We start from the raw sequence: 17,604 nt of genomic DNA on the forward strand, positions 1-17,604 counted from the left end.
TCTGAAAACTATATTTTCAAGGGGCATAGGAAAATATGGAAACCGAGTTATTTTCTTTTCCGGAAAGCAACTTGAAAACCAATCTGACCTACAACCATTTATAATATAAAAACCCTACTCAGAAAATGAACCACATAAATAATTGGAACAGTCTCTTTAATCGCTACCTATAAATCTTTACATTTGTCACTCTCTAAAACAAAATGGCTAATGAAAACCATCAAGGATTTTAATTTTAAAGGTAAAAAAGCATTAATAAGGGTAGATTTTAACGTTCCATTGGATGCAGATTTTAATGTAACCGATGACAATAGAATTGAAGCTGCAAAGCCTACCATCATAAAAATATTGGAAGATGGTGGAAGCGCCGTGTTAATGAGCCATTTAGGACGGCCTGACGGAAAGGTAAATCCCGATTTATCCCTTAAGCATATATGTAGCCAGGTATCGGAAGTACTTGGTGTGACTGTGAAATTCGCTGCGGAAAGTATTGGACCGGTTGCAGAGAAGGCGGTGTCGGAATTAAAGACTGGCGAAGTTCTTTTGTTGGAAAACCTAAGATTTCATGCTGAAGAGGAAAAAGGAGATAAAAATTTCGCAGAACAATTATCCAAATTAGGGGATATATATGTCAATGATGCATTTGGAACTGCCCATAGGGCCCATGCCTCCACAACCATTGTTGCCCAATTTTATCCAGAAAAGAAATGTTTTGGGTTCTTGTTGGCAAAAGAAATAGAAGCCATAGAAAAAGTAATGCGAACAGGTGAAAAACCTGTGACCGCCATCTTGGGTGGGGCCAAGGTCTCCTCAAAAATTACTATTATTGAAAATATTCTTGATAAGGTGGACCATCTTATTATTGGTGGTGGAATGACCTATACCTTCGTTAAAGCCAAGGGCGGGAAGGTTGGCGATTCCATCTGTGAGGATGACAAAATGGAATTGGCCTTGGAAATTCTTGAGCAAGCCAAGAAAAAAGGGGTAGAAGTACATATTCCTGTGGATGTTCTGGCTGCAGACGACTTTAACAACAATGCCAATACAAAACTGGTCAATTCCAACGAGATTCCAGATGGTTGGCAAGGTTTGGATGCAGGCCCAAAAACCCTGGAAATCTTTAAGGAAGTAATCTTAAAGTCGAAAACCATTCTATGGAATGGTCCCATTGGTGTATTTGAAATGGAAAACTTTGCAAAGGGTACCATTGCCATTGGCAATTATATAGATGAAGCAACCCAAAAAGGAGCCTTTTCATTAGTTGGTGGCGGAGACTCGGTTGCCGCTGTAAAGCAATTCGGTTTTGAAAACAAGGTAAGCTATGTTTCTACTGGTGGAGGAGCGATGTTAGAGAGCCTTGAGGGTAAGACACTACCGGGAATAGCAGCAATATTGGCCTAAAAATAACGTTAAATAATATGGGTTAATTGATTTTTGATGAGCTAACGAAAATTAAATTTCATAGTTCAGAAAAAAATCACGATTTTTAGTCTGCCCCGCTTTAAAAACAAACCTTATGAATATATCCAAAAATATATTATTGGGCGTTTTGTCCATGGGTTTCTTGGTTACAGGCGTAGCACAGGAAATAGATTCAATTCCTTCCAATAAAATTCCCCTTGGCATTCTAAAAGCCAAAGAAATTCCAGTGGATACCACTGCCATGGATTTGGAGGGTGCAGAGCAGATGGAAACCATGGAGGCCAAAGATGACATCCAGGACAATCCGTTACTTTTGGTCAAAGGACAAAAAAAATATGACCTAAAGGATCATCCAGAAGCTGCAAAGTTCGATAGCCTATGGATGAAGGAATTGTATGACAGTTCCTCACTTTTCGATTCCATTTATCAGGAAATTACCGCCCTTGAAATTGATTCGGTATATCATTTCAATGTAGACACGGATACCTTAAAGGCAAGATTGGAAATCTTGAACCAAAAAACACCTTTCAATATTGTTTATAATCCATCTTTGGAAAATGTTATACGATATTTTCTGACGCGTAAAAGGGATATGATGAGTAGGATGTTGACTATAAGTCAATTCTATTTTCCCTTGTTCGAACAGGAATTGGACAACCAAAATGTACCTTTGGAACTGAAATATTTGGCAATTGTTGAGTCGGCCCTAAATCCAAGGGCACGTTCCAGAGTGGGTGCTACCGGGCTCTGGCAATTTATGTACGGTACCGGAAAAATGTACGATCTGGATGTGAGCAGTTATGTGGACGAACGTAGCGACCCCATTAATTCAACCAAGGCAGCCAGTTTATATCTTAAAAAACTACACGGTATTTTTAATGACTGGGATTTGGCCCTGGCAGCATATAATTCTGGGCCTGGCAATGTAAACAAGGCTATTAGAAGATCAGGAGGGTATAAAAATTACTGGAATATAAGAAGAAATCTTCCCAGGGAAACCGCGGGGTACGTACCTGCATTTTTAGCTACCATGTATATTTTTGAATATGCGGAGGAACATGGATTTACCACGCAAATCGCCGAACGTCCCTATTTTGAAACGGACACCGTACATGTGAAGAGTACGATTACTTTCAATCAAATTTCAGAATTGGTAGATGTAAGCGAAGAAGAGTTACAGTTATTGAATCCCGCCTATAAATTAAAGGTTATACCCTATGTCAAGGATAAGAATTATGCACTTAGACTCCCGGTGGATGCAATGGGAAAATTTGTCGCCAATGAGGCTGCAATATATGCCCATGTGCAAAATCAAATAAAATCCAAGGAAGAACCTTTACCTCAGGTAGTTCAATCCCAAGATCAGATAAGATACAAGGTTCGGAGTGGTGATTTTCTGGGGAAAATTGCCGAAAGATACGGTGTAGGTGTTAGCCAGATTAAAAATTGGAACGGCCTAAGAAGCAATAACCTAAGAATAGGACAACGGTTGACTATTTATCCAAGAAAAATTCCTTCCTCTTCAACCTCGACAAGTACAAGCACTAGCTCAACAAATTCAGTGGCTGCAGCAGGTGCTAAGGTCCATACGGTTAAAAGCGGAGACTCCCTTTGGACCATTTCCAAAAAATATCCTGGAATTAGTATAGATAATTTACGAAAATGGAACGGTATTAGTGGTAACGACATTAAACCGGGCACAAGACTAAAATTGTGCGATTGTTCATCGTAAATAAATAACTGTATGAAAAAAATTGGGACACTTGTATTGCTAATTTCATTGATTCTTGGATCGTGTGGTGAAAAGGAGAAAAAGAAATACCTTCCAGAATCCATTGGTGCCATTAATTCCTTGGCCGTAGTAATGGACAATGAGTTATGGGAAGGAAAAGTGGGAGACCGGGTAAGGCAGCATTTTGCAGCCCCAGTTTTGGGTCTTTCCTGGGAGGAACCCCTTTTTACCATTAACCAAATGCCCCCAAAGGTTTTTTCTGGATCCATTTTACAAACCCGATCTATACTTTTTGTTGCCCAGGATACCTTAAGTCTTGCCCACATTAAATCCGATGTTTATGCCACTCCTCAAAAGGTGGGTGTAATTAAGGGAAGTACCGATGAGGAAATTATTTCAAATTTGGATTCCAAGGCTTCTGAGATCATTAAAGCCTTCAAAGAGGTTGAAATTCAAGAATCCCAAAAACGTTTTTTAAAATCGCTTAGCAAGGAAACGGTATTGAACGAAAAATTGGGCATTACCTTGTCCTTGCCGTCCATATACAAAGTAGGAAAACAGGAGAATAATTTTATTTGGATAGATAGACAGATTCAAAAAGGAAGTATGAATATTGTTGCCTACGACATTCCCAACGACTACTTTAAAAACGACTCAACCTTTGTTAAAGAAATAATGGCCATGCGGGATTCTATTGGAAAACAATATATTCCAGGACCTGATGTACCAGGGAAAACGACGTTTATGATAACCGAAAAAGCCTTTGCCCCTTATGTTTTTCCAGTGGAAATTTCTGAAAGAAAGGCCGCTGAAGTTAGAGGAATATGGGAAATAAGTGGCTATCCCATGGCCGGACCTTTTCTGACCTATATCATCAACGACGATAAAAATAACAGGAAAGTCGTCATTGAAGGTTTTGTATTTGCTCCCGCTACTGAAAAAAGAGACGATATGTTCCAACTTGAAGCCATTTTAAAAACAGTGAAGTTCACGGAAAATAAATAATTGCAACTTCAATTATAGATACAACTTATTGGGCCTTTTAAGAGGCCCTATTTTTTTTGCATAATCCACTCATGGTTATTGGATAAATGTGCGTTAAAACTCTTGAAAATAGATTTGGAATTAGATTTCGTTTACGGTCTAAAAGCGACTTACAGGAATAGCGAAAAACTCGCTTCGACAAATCTTCCAATTCGCTAATATTAAAGTGTATATAATTTTGGCCCTAGTAGGCTTACCCATTCAATTTTGGGGAATTAATCGGATTGACGGGAATTCTGGAAAGTTTAAGGCCACAAAAAAACGCCCACTCGGGCGTTTCTTGGTTTTGGTTGGTTAATGGTTTAATCAAAGGCGAAGCCTGTGGTAATCCTGAATACAAAAGCATAGAGCACGATTATGAAGCTAGCAAAACAAAACCAGCTCATTAACTTAAAATAGGATTTAACAAAGGCATGACCCATATTTCTAAATGCCTCTAAATAAATTTCTCGGATTAAATGAACGTTTTTCATGATATTTGGTTTGGTTATTTGGTTGATTATTATACTTATATAACTCAAAATCGGATAGTTAGGTATTTCGTCGGACTTTTTTGTTGTAAAGAGACTCCAATATGTTGTGAAAATGAATTTGACTATTTATCCTCGGCATTATTTTGAATACCAATGGCTTTATACACTCAACCATGCATAAAATTAAAATGGAATAAATGTGTCGGAAGAAACCTCTTTGTTAAATACCAAGCTGGAAATACAATAACGAAAATACTATAAAGACATAACATCGTTCTAAAAAAAAATCGAATTGATTGGGAACAACGTCACTTAACTGTATGTCCGTGTCAATTATTATACCTAACGGTATATTACTGAGATTAATTGGACTGGTAGTAATAAAAAAACCACCTATTCCATTTAAGAAAGGCGGTTTTGGTTATAGTAATTTCGTGTGTGTATTAATTTTACATCTTTACAATTATAAACTCTGATCGTCTATTAAGTTCGTGTTTTGCACTGCTACAGCGGACACCGTTGCCACATTCATTGATCAAACGTTCCTCACCATATCCAATGGCACTTTCAATCCGGTCAGCAGAAATACCCTTGGAAATAAGATAGGCTCTTGTTGATTTGGCCCTCTTATCCGATAAATATTTGTTGTATACATCCGGACCCCTTGAATCGGTATGGGATTCAATCTTGATAACCATGTCTTGGTACTCCGTCATCACCTGCACCAATTTATCAAGCTCCAACGACGCATCCTTCCTAATGTAGGATTTATCGAAATCGAAGAAAATCATGTCTGTTTTAAGCTTTTTAATACCGTCTTCGATTACAATTAGCTCTTTTAACTTTTTCATGGTAACGTCCACATTTACTACTTCATTTTCCTTGGTTTCTGCCGTCATCACATGTTCAAAGAATTCACTCCTAGTAGTCTTAATCGTATATTTGGTATTGGAATCCAAATCTTCAAATACAAAGGAACCGTCATCTTCGGTAACCATTTCCTTTAATTTAATATTGTTTTCATCCAATAGGGTTACCAGGGCCTTAGGCATAAGGTCGCCTGTAATTAGTTCCGTAACTACCCCAGATATGGCATTCTTTACCACCTCTTCCAGTACTAACCTTTCAAATGAGTATATATCATCGTCCCCTTTACCGCCACGTCTGTTGGAAGCAAAATATCCTTTTTGGTCTTTATCATTAACGATATAAGAGAAATCATCCTTATTACTGTTAATAGGTTGTCCCATATTTACTACTTCCTTGAATCCGTCCTCATCATAGGCCACTTCGTATACATCCAAGCCGCCAAGTCCTACATGGCCATTGGAAGCGAAGTACAACTTCTTATCATTAATAAATGGGAACATTTCCTTTTGTTCCGTATTTATTTCAGGGCCCAGATTTTTAGGCTCGGAATACTTCCCGTCTCCCAAAACATCAACCACAAAAATATCGGTTTCCCCTACGGTTCCCGGCATGTCAGAAACAAAATATAACCTCTTGCCATCCGGACTCAATGCAGGATGCCCCGTAGAATAGTCATCACTATTAAAGGGCACTTCCTCAGCCTCGGTCCATTCGCCATCAATTTTTTTGGAAGTATATATTTTTAAATGATTAACCCCATTTTTATCCCTTTTTAATTTTTTGCCGTAATTGTTTCGAGTGAAAAACATGGTTGAATTGTCCGGAGTAAAAGTCACCGATGCCTCGTGATATTTGGAATTTATTTTCTTTGAGAACCTTATTGCCTCCTTAAGGTCTTGGGATTCCTTATTCACCTTTGATACATACAAGTCCAAGTATGGTTGATTGTTCCATTTATACCTCCTGGTATTAAAAATAGAGGAGTCTTTGGCAGAGGCAAATACAATCTCATCCTCATTGTAGAACATGGGCGCAAATTCGGAATACTTGGTGTTTATAGCCAAGTTTTTAAGTCCAAATTTGAGCTCCATATTTAAAATATTATCCAAGATGGCCTCTTTTTGGTTTGCATTGAATTCCAATTTAGAACCTGCATTGCCATTCTTAACCTCTTTGTCATAAAGACGCATCATCCGTTTGGACTTTCCGTACTTCCCTGTACCTTTCAAGGTATGGGCATATTTAAAAATTTGGTCCGGGGAAACCTCATTCTCATATCTCTCAAAAATAATATTATAGTAGTAATAGGCTTTTGCCATATCGGTATTGTAGTAATGGGCATCCCCAGCTTTTTGAAGAATATCAAAAGAATAATTATTGGCATCTTTTTTTATGGCTTCTTCATATAACTCGGCAGCCTCAGCGTACCACATCTTCTCAAAATATTGATCTGCTTTTTGAATGAGCCTTGTTGCATTCGGGTTTCCTTTATCTTTTGAAATATTTTCCTTGGCCTTATTGTTTGCCAAATCGGGTTCCTCTAAGGGGCTAAGCATATCATAGGTAACTTCGTCTATGGACAATTCTTCATCGGGAGAGGACTTCTTGGCCTTTGGAGAAGGTTTTTCATCTTGATCTGGAGACTGAGCTCCTTTCGGATAATCTTTCACATCCTGAAAAGACGAGTTATCTGTGGTTGGGGTAGAGGAAGGTAAATTGGAAATCGACCCATTCCCATTTATATCTATTTTTTTGGTTTTCCCTCCATTATCAACATTCATTAACCAAAATGAATCAGAATAAGTTCCGTTCAATTTAGTATTACAGGCCGCTATAGCCTTGTCTAAATTATCGTACTTTCCCAAATAGACATAGTTTAAACCATTGTTGGAGTTACTTATATATCCCGCATCAAAACCCTGCCCTTTTAATTTTTTGGCCAGCTTTTGAGCGTTTTCCAAATCTGAAAATACACCGGAGACAATATAGAAGCCTTCATCTGCCCCCTTAAGATTTTTAAAAGTCCTGCTTTTAACATGGTTATCAGTGGCCCTTCTTTTAAAAATTTCAGGGGAAACGGTACTTGTGTAAGTCAATGTGGATCTAGACTCACTATTACCGCTTATATCTATATCCGAAAATCGCTCCTCCAAATTGGACGGAACGTTTTTCCTAATTCCTTGGGCACTGCCAATTAAAGCAAGAGTAAGCAAGCAGGCTGTTAGAAGTTGTTTCATGGTTGTTCAATTAGAAAAATCTAGGGAATCTATTTTTTTAAATATCCCGGTATCTGTAAAGTTCAAAACATAACTTCCGTACGAATCCACAAATACTATATATATTATTACCAACGCTAAAACTAGATCGGTTAGTGCCATAAAAAAATTATTTGTTGTGAATGCTCTGTTTTCATTGGTGTAAGCCCTATTTAAAGAGATGTGTATAACATTTATCCTCAAAGGACCAAAGGGCTGTAAAGCAATAGCCCAAAACAAAATTGCCAATTAAAGTCATTAAAATCAATCCAAAAATTACTTTTTTAGATGACTACCCAAGTAATTAAAAACCCTTAAGCACAACTAAAAGCCAATAAACCTTAACAATATTCCAATTGGTATTTTATGTTAAAATACATAAAATGGGCTTTATACCTCCTTAATTTATGCCTAAAAGAAACGGCAAGCTTTAAATTATTGAAGTTTAATATAATTTATTGCTGCAATGTATAATGTAGTAAAGTGTATAAACGAAAAAACATCTACGCAGTGGTAGATGTCTTTTGTATATATATAAAATATTCTATTTTTCCTTTTTCTCTTCCAATTTATCGTCTTCCTTGGAAGCATCTTTAAATTCTTTGATCCCGCTTCCCAATCCACGCATCAATTCTGGAATCTTCTTTCCTCCAAATAATAATAAGACAATCGCCACAACCAAGGCTATTTGCATTGGACCAATGACTAAAAATGTGTTTAAAGTTATCATAGTATAATGATTTAAGAGTAACAAATGTACTAAAAAAGATGTTAGAATGCTGTTAATATTAACGACAAAAATATGTTTTAATTATTCTAAATTTAGAATATATTCTCCTAATGGATACTTTTGCATCGAAATAAGTGCTGAATATCAAATTTAATAATAAAGGAATTAAATTTAAATACTAACCTTATCTTTGTTCATTATGGCCAAAAAGGTAAAGAAAAGAAAAGAAATTAAGCAGAAACTTTTACACAAGTATCGTCTTGTGATTTTGAATGAAAGTACCTTTGAGGAAAAACTATCATTCAAATTAAGTAGGATGAATGTTTTTGTTACCGGATCTCTTTTCATTATCGGATTGATAGGTTTTACCATTTTACTTATCGCTTTTACCCCCTTAAGGGAATATATCCCGGGATACTCATCCACAAAATTAAAGCGGCAGGCCACAGAATTGACCTATAGGACTGATTCCCTTGTGGCAACGCTAAATTATACCAATAGGTATTTAGATAACATAAGAAAGGTATTGCGTGGCGATATTGAGAATAATGAAATTAATAGAGATTCGCTATTTGAACAGTACAAATTAGATCCATCCACTATAGATTTAACCCCAATAAAAGAAGATTCCTTATTAAGGGCACAGGTGGCTTTGGAGGATAAATATAATTTGTTTGAAAGAAACATTAATAATCCAGGGCAAGTCCTCTTTTCTCCCTTAAGTGGATCCCTTTCCCAAGGATTTGATGCGGAAAATAAACATTTTGCCGTAGATGTTGTAGCCCCAAAGGACAGTCCCATCAAAGCTGTGGCCAATGGCACCGTAGTTTTTGCCGAATGGACAGCAGAAACGGGTTATGTTATTATACTGGAACATGTGGACGGATTATTAAGTGTATACAAACACAACGGGGCATTAAATAAAGGCCAAGGCGATGTCGTCCGATCTGGTGAGGTAATCGCCTCTGTCGGAAATACAGGTGAGTTAACCACTGGACCGCATCTACACTTTGAGCTTTGGAGCAATGGCAGCCCAATCAATCCCTTGGATTTTATAGATTTTAAATAAAATTAAATGAGTATAAAATCTTTTGCTGCAAAATTATTTGCCAAAAACATCGCTAGAAAAACTGCCCAATGGGCCAATAACCCTATTGAAACCCAAGAAAAAGTATTCAAGTCCCTCATAGCCAAGGCAACAAATACAAATTTTGGTCAAGATCACCATTTTTCGCAGATACAAACCCATTCCGACTTTGTGGAACTTGTTCCCATAAGGGATTATGAAGAATTAAAGCGATATGTTGAAAAGGTGGTTGCCGGTGAAAAAGATGTCTTATGGCCTGGTAAACCCGCCTACTTTGCCAAAACTTCGGGTACCACTTCCGGAGTAAAATATATCCCAATTACCCACGAATCCATAAAATACCAGATTGAAGCTTCACGAAATGCCATTTTAAACTACATCCATGAGACGGGAAATGCAAATTTTGTGGATGGAAAAATGATATTTCTACAAGGCAGTCCGGAAATGACCGAAAAAAACGGGATTAAAGTTGGCAGATTATCAGGAATATCCGCACACTATGTCCCCAACTACCTCCAACAAAATAGATTGCCAAGCTGGGAGACCAATTGTTTGGAAGATTGGGACACTAAGGTGAATAAAATTGTAGACGAAACCGTCAACGAGAATATGACTGTCATTGCCGGTATACCGTCTTGGGTACAAATGTATTTTGAAAAGCTAAACGCAAAGACGGATAAAAAAATTGGAGACCTTTTTAGAAATTTTCAACTCTTTATCTATGGTGGGGTCAATTACGAACCTTATCGGGCCAAGTTTGAAAACCTCATCGGGCGAAGAGTAGACAGCATAGAATTATTTCCGGCCAGTGAGGGGTTTTTCGCCTATCAAAATTCGCAAAAAGAAAAGGGAATGCTTCTCCTATTAAATTCCGGTATCTTTTATGAGTTTGTCAAAGCTGATGAATTTTTTGTAAAGAGCCCCAAACGGATTACGCTTAAGGAGGTGGAACTGGGAGTGAACTATGTAATGATTATTTCCACCAATGCAGGGCTATGGGGCTACAACCTCGGAGATACCGTTCAGTTTATTTCATTAAAACCCTATAAAATTATAGTTTCAGGTAGAATAAAGCATTTTATTTCTGCCTTTGGCGAGCACGTAATAGGGAAGGAAGTGGAGGAAGCTATGAGACAGGCCATAGAGAGCACCGATGCCAGGATAAACGAATTTACCGTAGCACCACAGATTAATCCGGATGAAAAGGAACTTCCCTATCACGAATGGTTGATAGAATTTGAACACCCTCCATCGGACATTAAAAAATTCATTGAATTATTGGATAATTCCTTACAGAAGCAGAACAGTTATTATTTTGATTTAATAAAAGGAAAAATACTCCAAACACTAAAGATTACCCAAATAAAAAATGGTGGTTTTCAGGATTATATGCAGTCGATCGGTAAACTAGGAGGTCAGAACAAAGTTCAAAGATTATCCAATGACCGAAAAGTGGCGGATGCCTTGAGGAGTAATTTTATAAAATAATTTGTTATAAACTCTAGATTAAATCTTGATTTATAAATCAACCATTCTTTTAATTAAAAAAGTCTAATTTTATTAAGTAAGTTCCCATTAGAATATAGAGAAAAAACCCTCAAGGAAAAAATAAACAATTTAAATTGTAGTTTTGCACGAATTCCGCTTATGAGTAAGACCGTTAACACGACTAGGGCACAAGAATCCACCAATGCCATTGAGCGCTTGTATATTACAATGCGTCATCTTTTTAATCGTGGATTTTACAAGCCTTCAGGTGTTTCCGGAGCTGCTTTAAGACAATCCCTATTACAACTACGTCCGGAAATATATGGCTCCATTGCCGATGAAAAATCGGAACTGAACGGGCTTATGTATGTTTTGGAAAGATTACCGGAAGGCATAGAACAATGCCGATTTATAAACTTAACTTCGGATGAAGGATACGCCGGGTCCCAATTTAAACCCATTATACCTCCTAAAAGACGTAGAAACTGTTACAGGATCGATGATGAACAGATGAATATTGAAATCACAAGAGGCAGGTCCGATATTTATGACATTCTTACACATCTCACCTTTTTGTTTATAGAATCGGAAAAGCTCAGTAAAAAGGTACTTATAGAAGACACGGACAGAACAGTTAGGGACTGGGTAAAATTGGAGGAGGCGGCCCAAAAGGAGGAACTTACACAACTGGAAAGAGAGGTTGCCTTGATTCATGTAGCCAATATTTTGGGAAGGCCATTCATAGAAATTATGGCAGTTCATAAACAGTTATCCACCGCAAAGGAACCTGAACGCTTTTTAAAAATTATCTATTGGTTGGGCAAGCTGGCCATTGAGGAAGAAACGACGGGCAATAAAAGAGCAATTACTTTCAGCCCCATGTTAAGGGAGCGTCTGGGACACCATATTCATGGAGAGCGTTGGGCCAATAGGATTAAAGAAACCTTTATGGAGCATGGACTTATGAAACGTCCAATACACATTATAAGTGCCAATATGCACAGTGTAATGAATTCTTTGTTTGCGCAAAAAGCATTGTCAAAAGCGTTCAAGAGCAAATCAAAGTTAGAAATATATGAAGCTTTAAGCATCCACAAAAATTCCAACTTAAGGGAAAAAGTTATTGCCCATGCAAAAAAGAACGGGATGATCTCTATTGATGACGTTTCCGGAACAAATATAGATGTACAAATTTTCGACATGGCCAAATTGGCCGAAAACACTTGTTGTTATGAATTGCCCAAGAACTGCCCAGAAAGTGAAAAACCTATTATCTTTGTAATGGATTACGCCTTCGGGGAACAAGCCTATGAAACCATTGATGAATTATTAAAACCATACAGAATCAAAAAAAACCAAGAGGTATTTTTGAATGTGGCTTCAATCAATATTATGGGAAAAGCAGGTATTTTGGAGGGTGGAAAAGGAGATATCATGATTCCGGATGCCCATATTTTTGAAGGCACGGCGGACAATTACCCATTTGTAAATGAATTAAGTAAAGAAGATTTCGAAGGCAATGGACTTAAGGTGCTTCAAGGAGCAATGGTCACCGTTTTAGGAACCTCTTTGCAGAATAGGGACATCCTTAAATTTTTCCATGAGTCCACTTGGAATGTGATCGGTTTGGAAATGGAGGGAGTACATTATCAAAAGGCCATACAATCCGCTTCCAAAATTAGAAAAAGCATTCGGGAAGATGTAAAAGTACGTTACGCGTATTACGCTTCCGATAATCCTCTGGAAACAGGAAGTACCTTGGCTTCAGGAGGTTTGGGTACTACAGGGGTAAAACCCACTTATTTAATCACGGACAAAATACTAACACAAATATTTAATTCTTAAATTTATATGGCCAATCAGCAACCATCTCCTAACAATTCTTCCTCCGAGGAGGTTGATTTGGGGCAACTATTCCAATTAATTGGAAACGGATTCAGGAAATTTTTCCGTTTTATAGGAAAAATATTCAACGGGATTTTTCATACAATTATCCTATTCCTCCTCTTTCTACAAAAGCATTTTATAAAATTTGTGATTGCTGCTGTAGTAGGTTTGGCCTTAGGCATCTATTTGGACATGGTGAAAGAGCCAAAATATATCTCCACCATGGTTGTTGAACCCAATTTTAACAGTGTACAGCAGTTGTACAACAATGTCAATTTTTATAATGAGTTAGCGCAAGCAGAAGACTCTACAGCATTAGCTGAAGCCCTGGATGTCAGTGTTACTGAGGCATCTAAACTAAAAAAGTTTGAAGTGGAGTCCTATTCGGATGAAAACCAAAAGGTACAATTGTTCGATAAATTTGTACGTAGTTTGGATTCGACCACCAAAAAGGCCATTGATATGGAGAATTATTTGAAAAACTTTAATTCCATGGATGCTCGTTTCCACACGATTTCCGTTGCTGCCTCAAATAACACCGTGGCCAAAAAGATACAGCCTTCTATTATTAAGTCAATTTCACGAAACGAATACTTTCAGTTACAACAGAGTATTAGTGACCAGAATATAAGTTTACAGGACAGTCTTTACAAAAAACAGTTAATGGAGGTGGATTCCCTACAGCATTTGTACAAACGCGTCATGGAAAAAGAGGCGGAAAAACCTCAACAGGGCACCAATATCAGTTTAGGTGAAAATGGTGGTCAGGAAAACAAGGAATTGGCCTTGATAAACCAGGTTGACAAATTAAAACAGAGCCTAGTAATGTTAAACGAAGAAAGGGCCAATAAATCGAGCATTTTAAATGTTATCTCTGCCTTCCCTAGAAGGGGTGTAGAGGTAAAGGGAATACTGAATAGCTATAAATTTTGGATTCCCCTTGGATTTATCGGTATTACGTTGTTATTTTTAAGTCTGTTGGAGTTAAACAGCTATTTAAAGAACTATAAAAAAGAATAGTTATGAATATATTAGTTACCGGAGGGGCCGGATTTATAGGTTCCCATGTGGTTAGAAGATTAGTAAACAAATATCCAGAATATCAGATTTATAATTTGGACGCCCTTACATATGCCGGGAATTTAGAAAATTTAAAAGATGTTGAGAGTGCTAAGAATTACACTTTCATAAAAGGAGATATTACCAATGCAGATTATATTGATTCACTTTTTTTAAAGCATCAATTTGAAGGTGTAATCCATTTGGCCGCCGAATCCCATGTAGATCGATCAATAACCGATCCCTTAGCGTTTGTAAGGACTAATGTAATTGGCACCGTAAATTTATTAAACTCCTTCAAATCAATTTGGAAAGATGATTTTGTTGGTAAGCGTTTTTATCATGTAAGCACAGATGAAGTATATGGATCTTTAGGGAAAACTGGACTGTTTACAGAAACTACTGCCTATGACCCCAACTCCCCATATTCCGCTTCCAAGGCCAGTTCAGATCATTTTGTAAGGGCCTATGGGGAAACCTATGGCTTACCCTATGTAATAAGTAATTGTTCCAACAACTATGGTCCCAACCACTTCCCGGAAAAATTAATTCCATTATTTTTAAACAATATAATAAAGAAACAACCTTTACCTGTTTATGGCGATGGCAACTATACAAGGGATTGGTTATATGTGTTGGACCACGCAAGAGCGATAGACCTAATTTTTCACAAAGGGGAAAATACCGAAACGTATAATATTGGTGGGTTTAATGAATGGAAAAACATCGATTTGGTAAAATTACTTTGCAAACAAATGGACGAAAAATTGGGAAGGTCCACTGGGGAAAGCGAAAGACTCATCACTTATGTTAAGGACAGGCCTGGTCACGACTTACGTTATGCTATTGATGCATCTAAAATAAACAAGGAATTGGGATGGGAACCATCTGTTACCTTTGAAGAAGGATTAGCGAAGACAATTGAATGGTATTTAGAAAATGAAGATTGGCTTTCCAATGTTACTTCAGGGGAATATCAAACCTATTATGCAAAGCAATACCAGTAAAACATTTAATATGAAAGGAATAATTTTAGCTGGTGGATCCGGCACCAGACTACATCCCCTTACCTTAAGCGTTAGTAAGCAATTGATGCCGATTTATGATAAACCTATGATCTATTATCCGTTATCGACATTAATGTATTCAGGAATCAGGGAAATATTGATTATTTCCACTCCTAAGGACCTACCTTTATTTAAGGAACTTTTAGGTGACGGCAAAAAATTTGGCTGTACATTCGAATATGCGGTTCAAGCTGAACCTAATGGGCTTGCTGAAGCCTTTATAATTGGCGAGAAATTTATTGGAAAAGATAAAGTAGCTTTAATCTTAGGTGATAATATTTTCTACGGTTCCGGCTTGGCAAAATTGTTACAGGCTAATAACGATCCAGATGGCGGAATTATTTACGCCTATCGAGTCCATGATCCAGAACGTTATGGCGTGGTTGAATTTGATGAAAACGGAAAAGCCATAAGTATTGAAGAAAAACCCACCGATCCAAAATCCAATTACGCTGTTCCAGGGATTTATTTTTATGATAATGATGTTGTCGAAATAGCCAAAAACATAAAACCAAGCCATAGAGGTGAAATAGAAATTACTGATGTGAACAAGGTATATTTGGAAAACAATAAATTAAATGTAAGCATACTAGATAGGGGTACGGCGTGGTTAGATACCGGTACTTTTGCCTCGTTAATGCAAGCAAGCCAGTTTGTAGAGGTTATAGAAGAACGTCAGGGACTAAAAATAGGGGCCATAGAAGGCGCCGCATACGAAATGGGCTATATAGACAAAGCACAATTTAAAACACTCGCAGAACCTCTTATGAAAAGCGGCTATGGTAAAAATTTATTGGGAATTTTGAACAAGGATAAATGAAAGTTACTGAAACCAAGTTAAAGGGTTGTTATATATTAGAACCCACAATATTTAAGGATTCGAGAGGTTATTTTTTTGAAAGTTTTAATGCCGATAGATTTAATCGCGAAACCGGTCAGCAAGTTAATTTTGTCCAGGACAATCAATCCTATTCATCTTATGGAGTGGTACGAGCCCTACACTACCAAATAGGAAATTTTGCTCAGGCAAAGTTAGTCCGGGTTCTTAGCGGCAAGGTTTTGGACGTTGCTGTAGATTTAAGAGAAGATTCCTCTACCTACGGACAATATTTTTCTATAGAACTTTCTGCGGAAAATAAAAAACAACTATTTATCCCTAGAGGTTTTGGGCATGGCTTTTCCGTTTTAAGTGAAACTGCGGAGTTCTTTTATAAATGTGATAATTTTTATAATAAAGAGGCTGAAGGCGGAATTATATATAATGATCCAATTATTAATATTGATTGGAAATTACCAATTGACCAAATGAAAGTATCCGAAAAAGATTTGGTGCTTCCAACCTTAGAACATGCTATCCTCTAATGGAAGCTTTAAAAAACAAAAGATTGAAATTATTAATCACAGGAGCCAATGGGCAGTTGGGAAGATGTTTGCAGGATCTCGCAGAGAAATACCCGAACTATCAATTCCATTTTAAAACCTCAAAAGAATTAGATATAACCAAAAAAAATCGAATAAATAAACTATTTGCCCTTGAAAAATATGACTATTGCATAAACTGTGCTGCTTATACTGCAGTGGACAAAGCAGAAACGGATCAGGAAAACGCATTTCTAGTGAATGCCGAAGCCGTTAAGTATTTGGCCGAAGCCTGCAAGACCCACAATACTACTTTCATACATATCTCCACCGATTTTGTATTCGATGGTTCTAAAAATACTCCCTATGTGGAGGAAGATGTTCCTAGCCCTATTAATGTGTATGGAGCATCCAAATTAAAAGGGGAACAATACGTCCAGGATATCTTAGCACAATTTTTTATCATCCGCACTTCTTGGGTATATTCAGAATACGGGAATAATTTTGTGAAAACAATGTTGCGTCTTGGCGCAGAAAGAGATGAACTTAGTGTGGTAAATGACCAATTAGGATCACCCACCAATGCCAGTGATTTAGCAGAAGCAATTTTGAAAATAATCATTTTAAAAGGAACCAATTATGGCCTTTATCATTTTAGTAATGAAGGAGCTATTAGTTGGTTTGATTTCGCTAAGGCTATTTTTGAAATTAAGGGATTAGATGTTAAGTTGAAGCCTATCCCATCAAGAGCTTTTCCCCTTCCTGCCATGAGACCAATTTATAGTGTATTGGACACAACAAAAGTCAAAGATGGTGGCATGACCATTCGATTTTGGAAAGATAGTTTAACTGGGTGTTTATCTAAAAAACTCAAATTATTATAAACTTGGCATACCAATTAATTGAGATTTGTGATTTTTATTAAGTAGATTGTGGGAATTAACTATATATTTCTAGAATTTTCATGATCAACATAATTTTTATATATCATGGTGCGGAAAACGTTTATAGTACTTTTAAACAATTAGCCAATAACAAATTTAAATTTTAGATTTGAATATTAATTTTAAGGTTGAAAAATGAGTTTAAATGAACATTACAATTAGTACTGTTTTATACTGATAGGAGCAG

At 37.0% G+C, this 17,604-nt stretch carries 14 protein-coding genes; 11 read left to right on the plus strand and 3 right to left on the minus strand.

Annotation, left to right across the window (positions count from 1 at the left end; translation table 11 throughout):
- Nucleotides 1-210 precede the first annotated feature (210 nt).
- The 3 genes from CWD91_RS01330 to CWD91_RS01340 all read left to right on the plus strand — a co-directional run bounded on the left by CWD91_RS01330 (nt 211) and on the right by CWD91_RS01340 (nt 4,159).
- Nucleotides 211-1,401 carry a phosphoglycerate kinase gene (locus tag CWD91_RS01330; RefSeq protein WP_103439150.1) on the plus strand — a complete coding sequence of 397 codons (1,191 nt, stop codon included), beginning with the start codon at nt 211-213 and terminating at the stop codon, nt 1,399-1,401.
- Between the two features lie 115 nt (nt 1,402-1,516).
- Nucleotides 1,517-3,154 carry a lytic transglycosylase domain-containing protein gene (locus CWD91_RS01335; RefSeq protein ID WP_239985604.1) on the plus strand — a complete coding sequence of 546 codons (1,638 nt, stop codon included), beginning with the start codon at nt 1,517-1,519 and terminating at the stop codon, nt 3,152-3,154.
- Nucleotides 3,155-3,166: 12 nt separating this feature from the next.
- On the plus strand, nt 3,167-4,159 hold the full coding sequence (locus tag CWD91_RS01340) for a DUF4837 family protein (protein ID WP_103439151.1): 993 nt from the start codon (nt 3,167-3,169) through the stop codon (nt 4,157-4,159).
- Nucleotides 4,160-4,500: 341 nt separating this feature from the next.
- Here CWD91_RS01340 and CWD91_RS23120 read toward each other — a convergent pair whose 3' ends face one another.
- The 3 genes from CWD91_RS23120 to CWD91_RS01355 all read right to left on the minus strand — a co-directional run bounded on the left by CWD91_RS23120 (nt 4,501) and on the right by CWD91_RS01355 (nt 8,526).
- The gene (locus CWD91_RS23120; protein WP_317045593.1) at nt 4,501-4,671 is read right to left on the minus strand and encodes a DUF6747 family protein; all 171 of its coding nucleotides are present in this window, start codon (nt 4,669-4,671) and stop codon (nt 4,501-4,503) included.
- 449 nt (nt 4,672-5,120) lie between these two features.
- Nucleotides 5,121-7,778 (minus strand): OmpA family protein, encoded by a 2,658-nt coding sequence (locus CWD91_RS01345; RefSeq protein ID WP_103439152.1) that lies wholly within the window; start codon nt 7,776-7,778, stop codon nt 5,121-5,123.
- A gap of 562 nt (nt 7,779-8,340) precedes the next feature.
- Complete coding sequence (locus CWD91_RS01355; protein ID WP_103439154.1) at nt 8,341-8,526, minus strand: Sec-independent protein translocase subunit TatA/TatB; 186 nt, start codon at nt 8,524-8,526, stop codon at nt 8,341-8,343.
- 199 nt (nt 8,527-8,725) lie between these two features.
- Between CWD91_RS01355 and CWD91_RS01360 the strand changes: the two genes are divergently transcribed.
- From CWD91_RS01360 to rfbD, 8 genes are all read left to right on the plus strand, one after another.
- Nucleotides 8,726-9,595, plus strand: a complete 870-nt coding sequence (locus CWD91_RS01360; RefSeq protein WP_103439155.1) for a M23 family metallopeptidase — start codon at nt 8,726-8,728, stop codon at nt 9,593-9,595.
- A gap of 6 nt (nt 9,596-9,601) precedes the next feature.
- Nucleotides 9,602-11,101, plus strand: a complete 1,500-nt coding sequence (locus tag CWD91_RS01365; RefSeq protein ID WP_103439156.1) for a GH3 auxin-responsive promoter family protein — start codon at nt 9,602-9,604, stop codon at nt 11,099-11,101.
- A 159-nt stretch (nt 11,102-11,260) separates the two neighbouring features.
- Nucleotides 11,261-12,946 (plus strand): DUF6909 family protein, encoded by a 1,686-nt coding sequence (locus CWD91_RS01370; protein ID WP_103439157.1) that lies wholly within the window; start codon nt 11,261-11,263, stop codon nt 12,944-12,946.
- Nucleotides 12,947-12,952: 6 nt separating this feature from the next.
- The gene (locus CWD91_RS01375) at nt 12,953-14,008 is read left to right on the plus strand and encodes a hypothetical protein (protein WP_103439158.1); all 1,056 of its coding nucleotides are present in this window, start codon (nt 12,953-12,955) and stop codon (nt 14,006-14,008) included.
- Nucleotides 14,009-14,010: 2 nt separating this feature from the next.
- The gene (gene rfbB / locus CWD91_RS01380) at nt 14,011-15,054 is read left to right on the plus strand and encodes a dTDP-glucose 4,6-dehydratase (protein WP_103439159.1); all 1,044 of its coding nucleotides are present in this window, start codon (nt 14,011-14,013) and stop codon (nt 15,052-15,054) included.
- A 10-nt stretch (nt 15,055-15,064) separates the two neighbouring features.
- A complete protein-coding gene (rfbA, locus tag CWD91_RS01385; protein WP_103439847.1) occupies nt 15,065-15,934 on the plus strand; it encodes a glucose-1-phosphate thymidylyltransferase RfbA in 870 nt (289 codons plus the stop codon).
- Nucleotides 15,931-16,476, plus strand: coding sequence for a dTDP-4-dehydrorhamnose 3,5-epimerase (gene rfbC / locus CWD91_RS01390; RefSeq protein ID WP_103439160.1), 546 nt, complete (start codon nt 15,931-15,933; stop codon nt 16,474-16,476). The genes rfbA and rfbC overlap by 4 nt, the downstream gene beginning before the upstream one ends.
- Nucleotides 16,476-17,357, plus strand: coding sequence for a dTDP-4-dehydrorhamnose reductase (gene rfbD, locus CWD91_RS01395; protein WP_103439161.1), 882 nt, complete (start codon nt 16,476-16,478; stop codon nt 17,355-17,357). Before rfbC ends, rfbD begins: the two co-directional genes overlap by 1 nt.
- The last annotated feature ends 247 nt before the right edge of the window (nt 17,358-17,604 follow it).

Source organism: Arenibacter hampyeongensis, assembly GCF_002909255.1.
GTDB classification, from domain to species: domain Bacteria; phylum Bacteroidota; class Bacteroidia; order Flavobacteriales; family Flavobacteriaceae; genus Arenibacter; species Arenibacter hampyeongensis.

Coding starts and splice junctions, on each gene's coding strand:
- CWD91_RS01330 (WP_103439150.1), top strand. CDS start 211: ATGAAAACCATCAAGGATTTTAATTTTAAAGGTAAAAAAGCATTAATA.
- CWD91_RS01335 (WP_239985604.1), top strand. CDS start 1,517: ATGAATATATCCAAAAATATATTATTGGGCGTTTTGTCCATGGGTTTC.
- CWD91_RS01340 (WP_103439151.1), top strand. CDS start 3,167: ATGAAAAAAATTGGGACACTTGTATTGCTAATTTCATTGATTCTTGGA.
- CWD91_RS23120 (WP_317045593.1), bottom strand. CDS start 4,671: ATGAAAAACGTTCATTTAATCCGAGAAATTTATTTAGAGGCATTTAGA.
- CWD91_RS01345 (WP_103439152.1), bottom strand. CDS start 7,778: ATGAAACAACTTCTAACAGCCTGCTTGCTTACTCTTGCTTTAATTGGC.
- CWD91_RS01355 (WP_103439154.1), bottom strand. CDS start 8,526: ATGATAACTTTAAACACATTTTTAGTCATTGGTCCAATGCAAATAGCC.
- CWD91_RS01360 (WP_103439155.1), top strand. CDS start 8,726: ATGGCCAAAAAGGTAAAGAAAAGAAAAGAAATTAAGCAGAAACTTTTA.
- CWD91_RS01365 (WP_103439156.1), top strand. CDS start 9,602: ATGAGTATAAAATCTTTTGCTGCAAAATTATTTGCCAAAAACATCGCT.
- CWD91_RS01370 (WP_103439157.1), top strand. CDS start 11,261: ATGAGTAAGACCGTTAACACGACTAGGGCACAAGAATCCACCAATGCC.
- CWD91_RS01375 (WP_103439158.1), top strand. CDS start 12,953: ATGGCCAATCAGCAACCATCTCCTAACAATTCTTCCTCCGAGGAGGTT.
- rfbB (WP_103439159.1), top strand. CDS start 14,011: ATGAATATATTAGTTACCGGAGGGGCCGGATTTATAGGTTCCCATGTG.
- rfbA (WP_103439847.1), top strand. CDS start 15,065: ATGAAAGGAATAATTTTAGCTGGTGGATCCGGCACCAGACTACATCCC.
- rfbC (WP_103439160.1), top strand. CDS start 15,931: ATGAAAGTTACTGAAACCAAGTTAAAGGGTTGTTATATATTAGAACCC.
- rfbD (WP_103439161.1), top strand. CDS start 16,476: ATGGAAGCTTTAAAAAACAAAAGATTGAAATTATTAATCACAGGAGCC.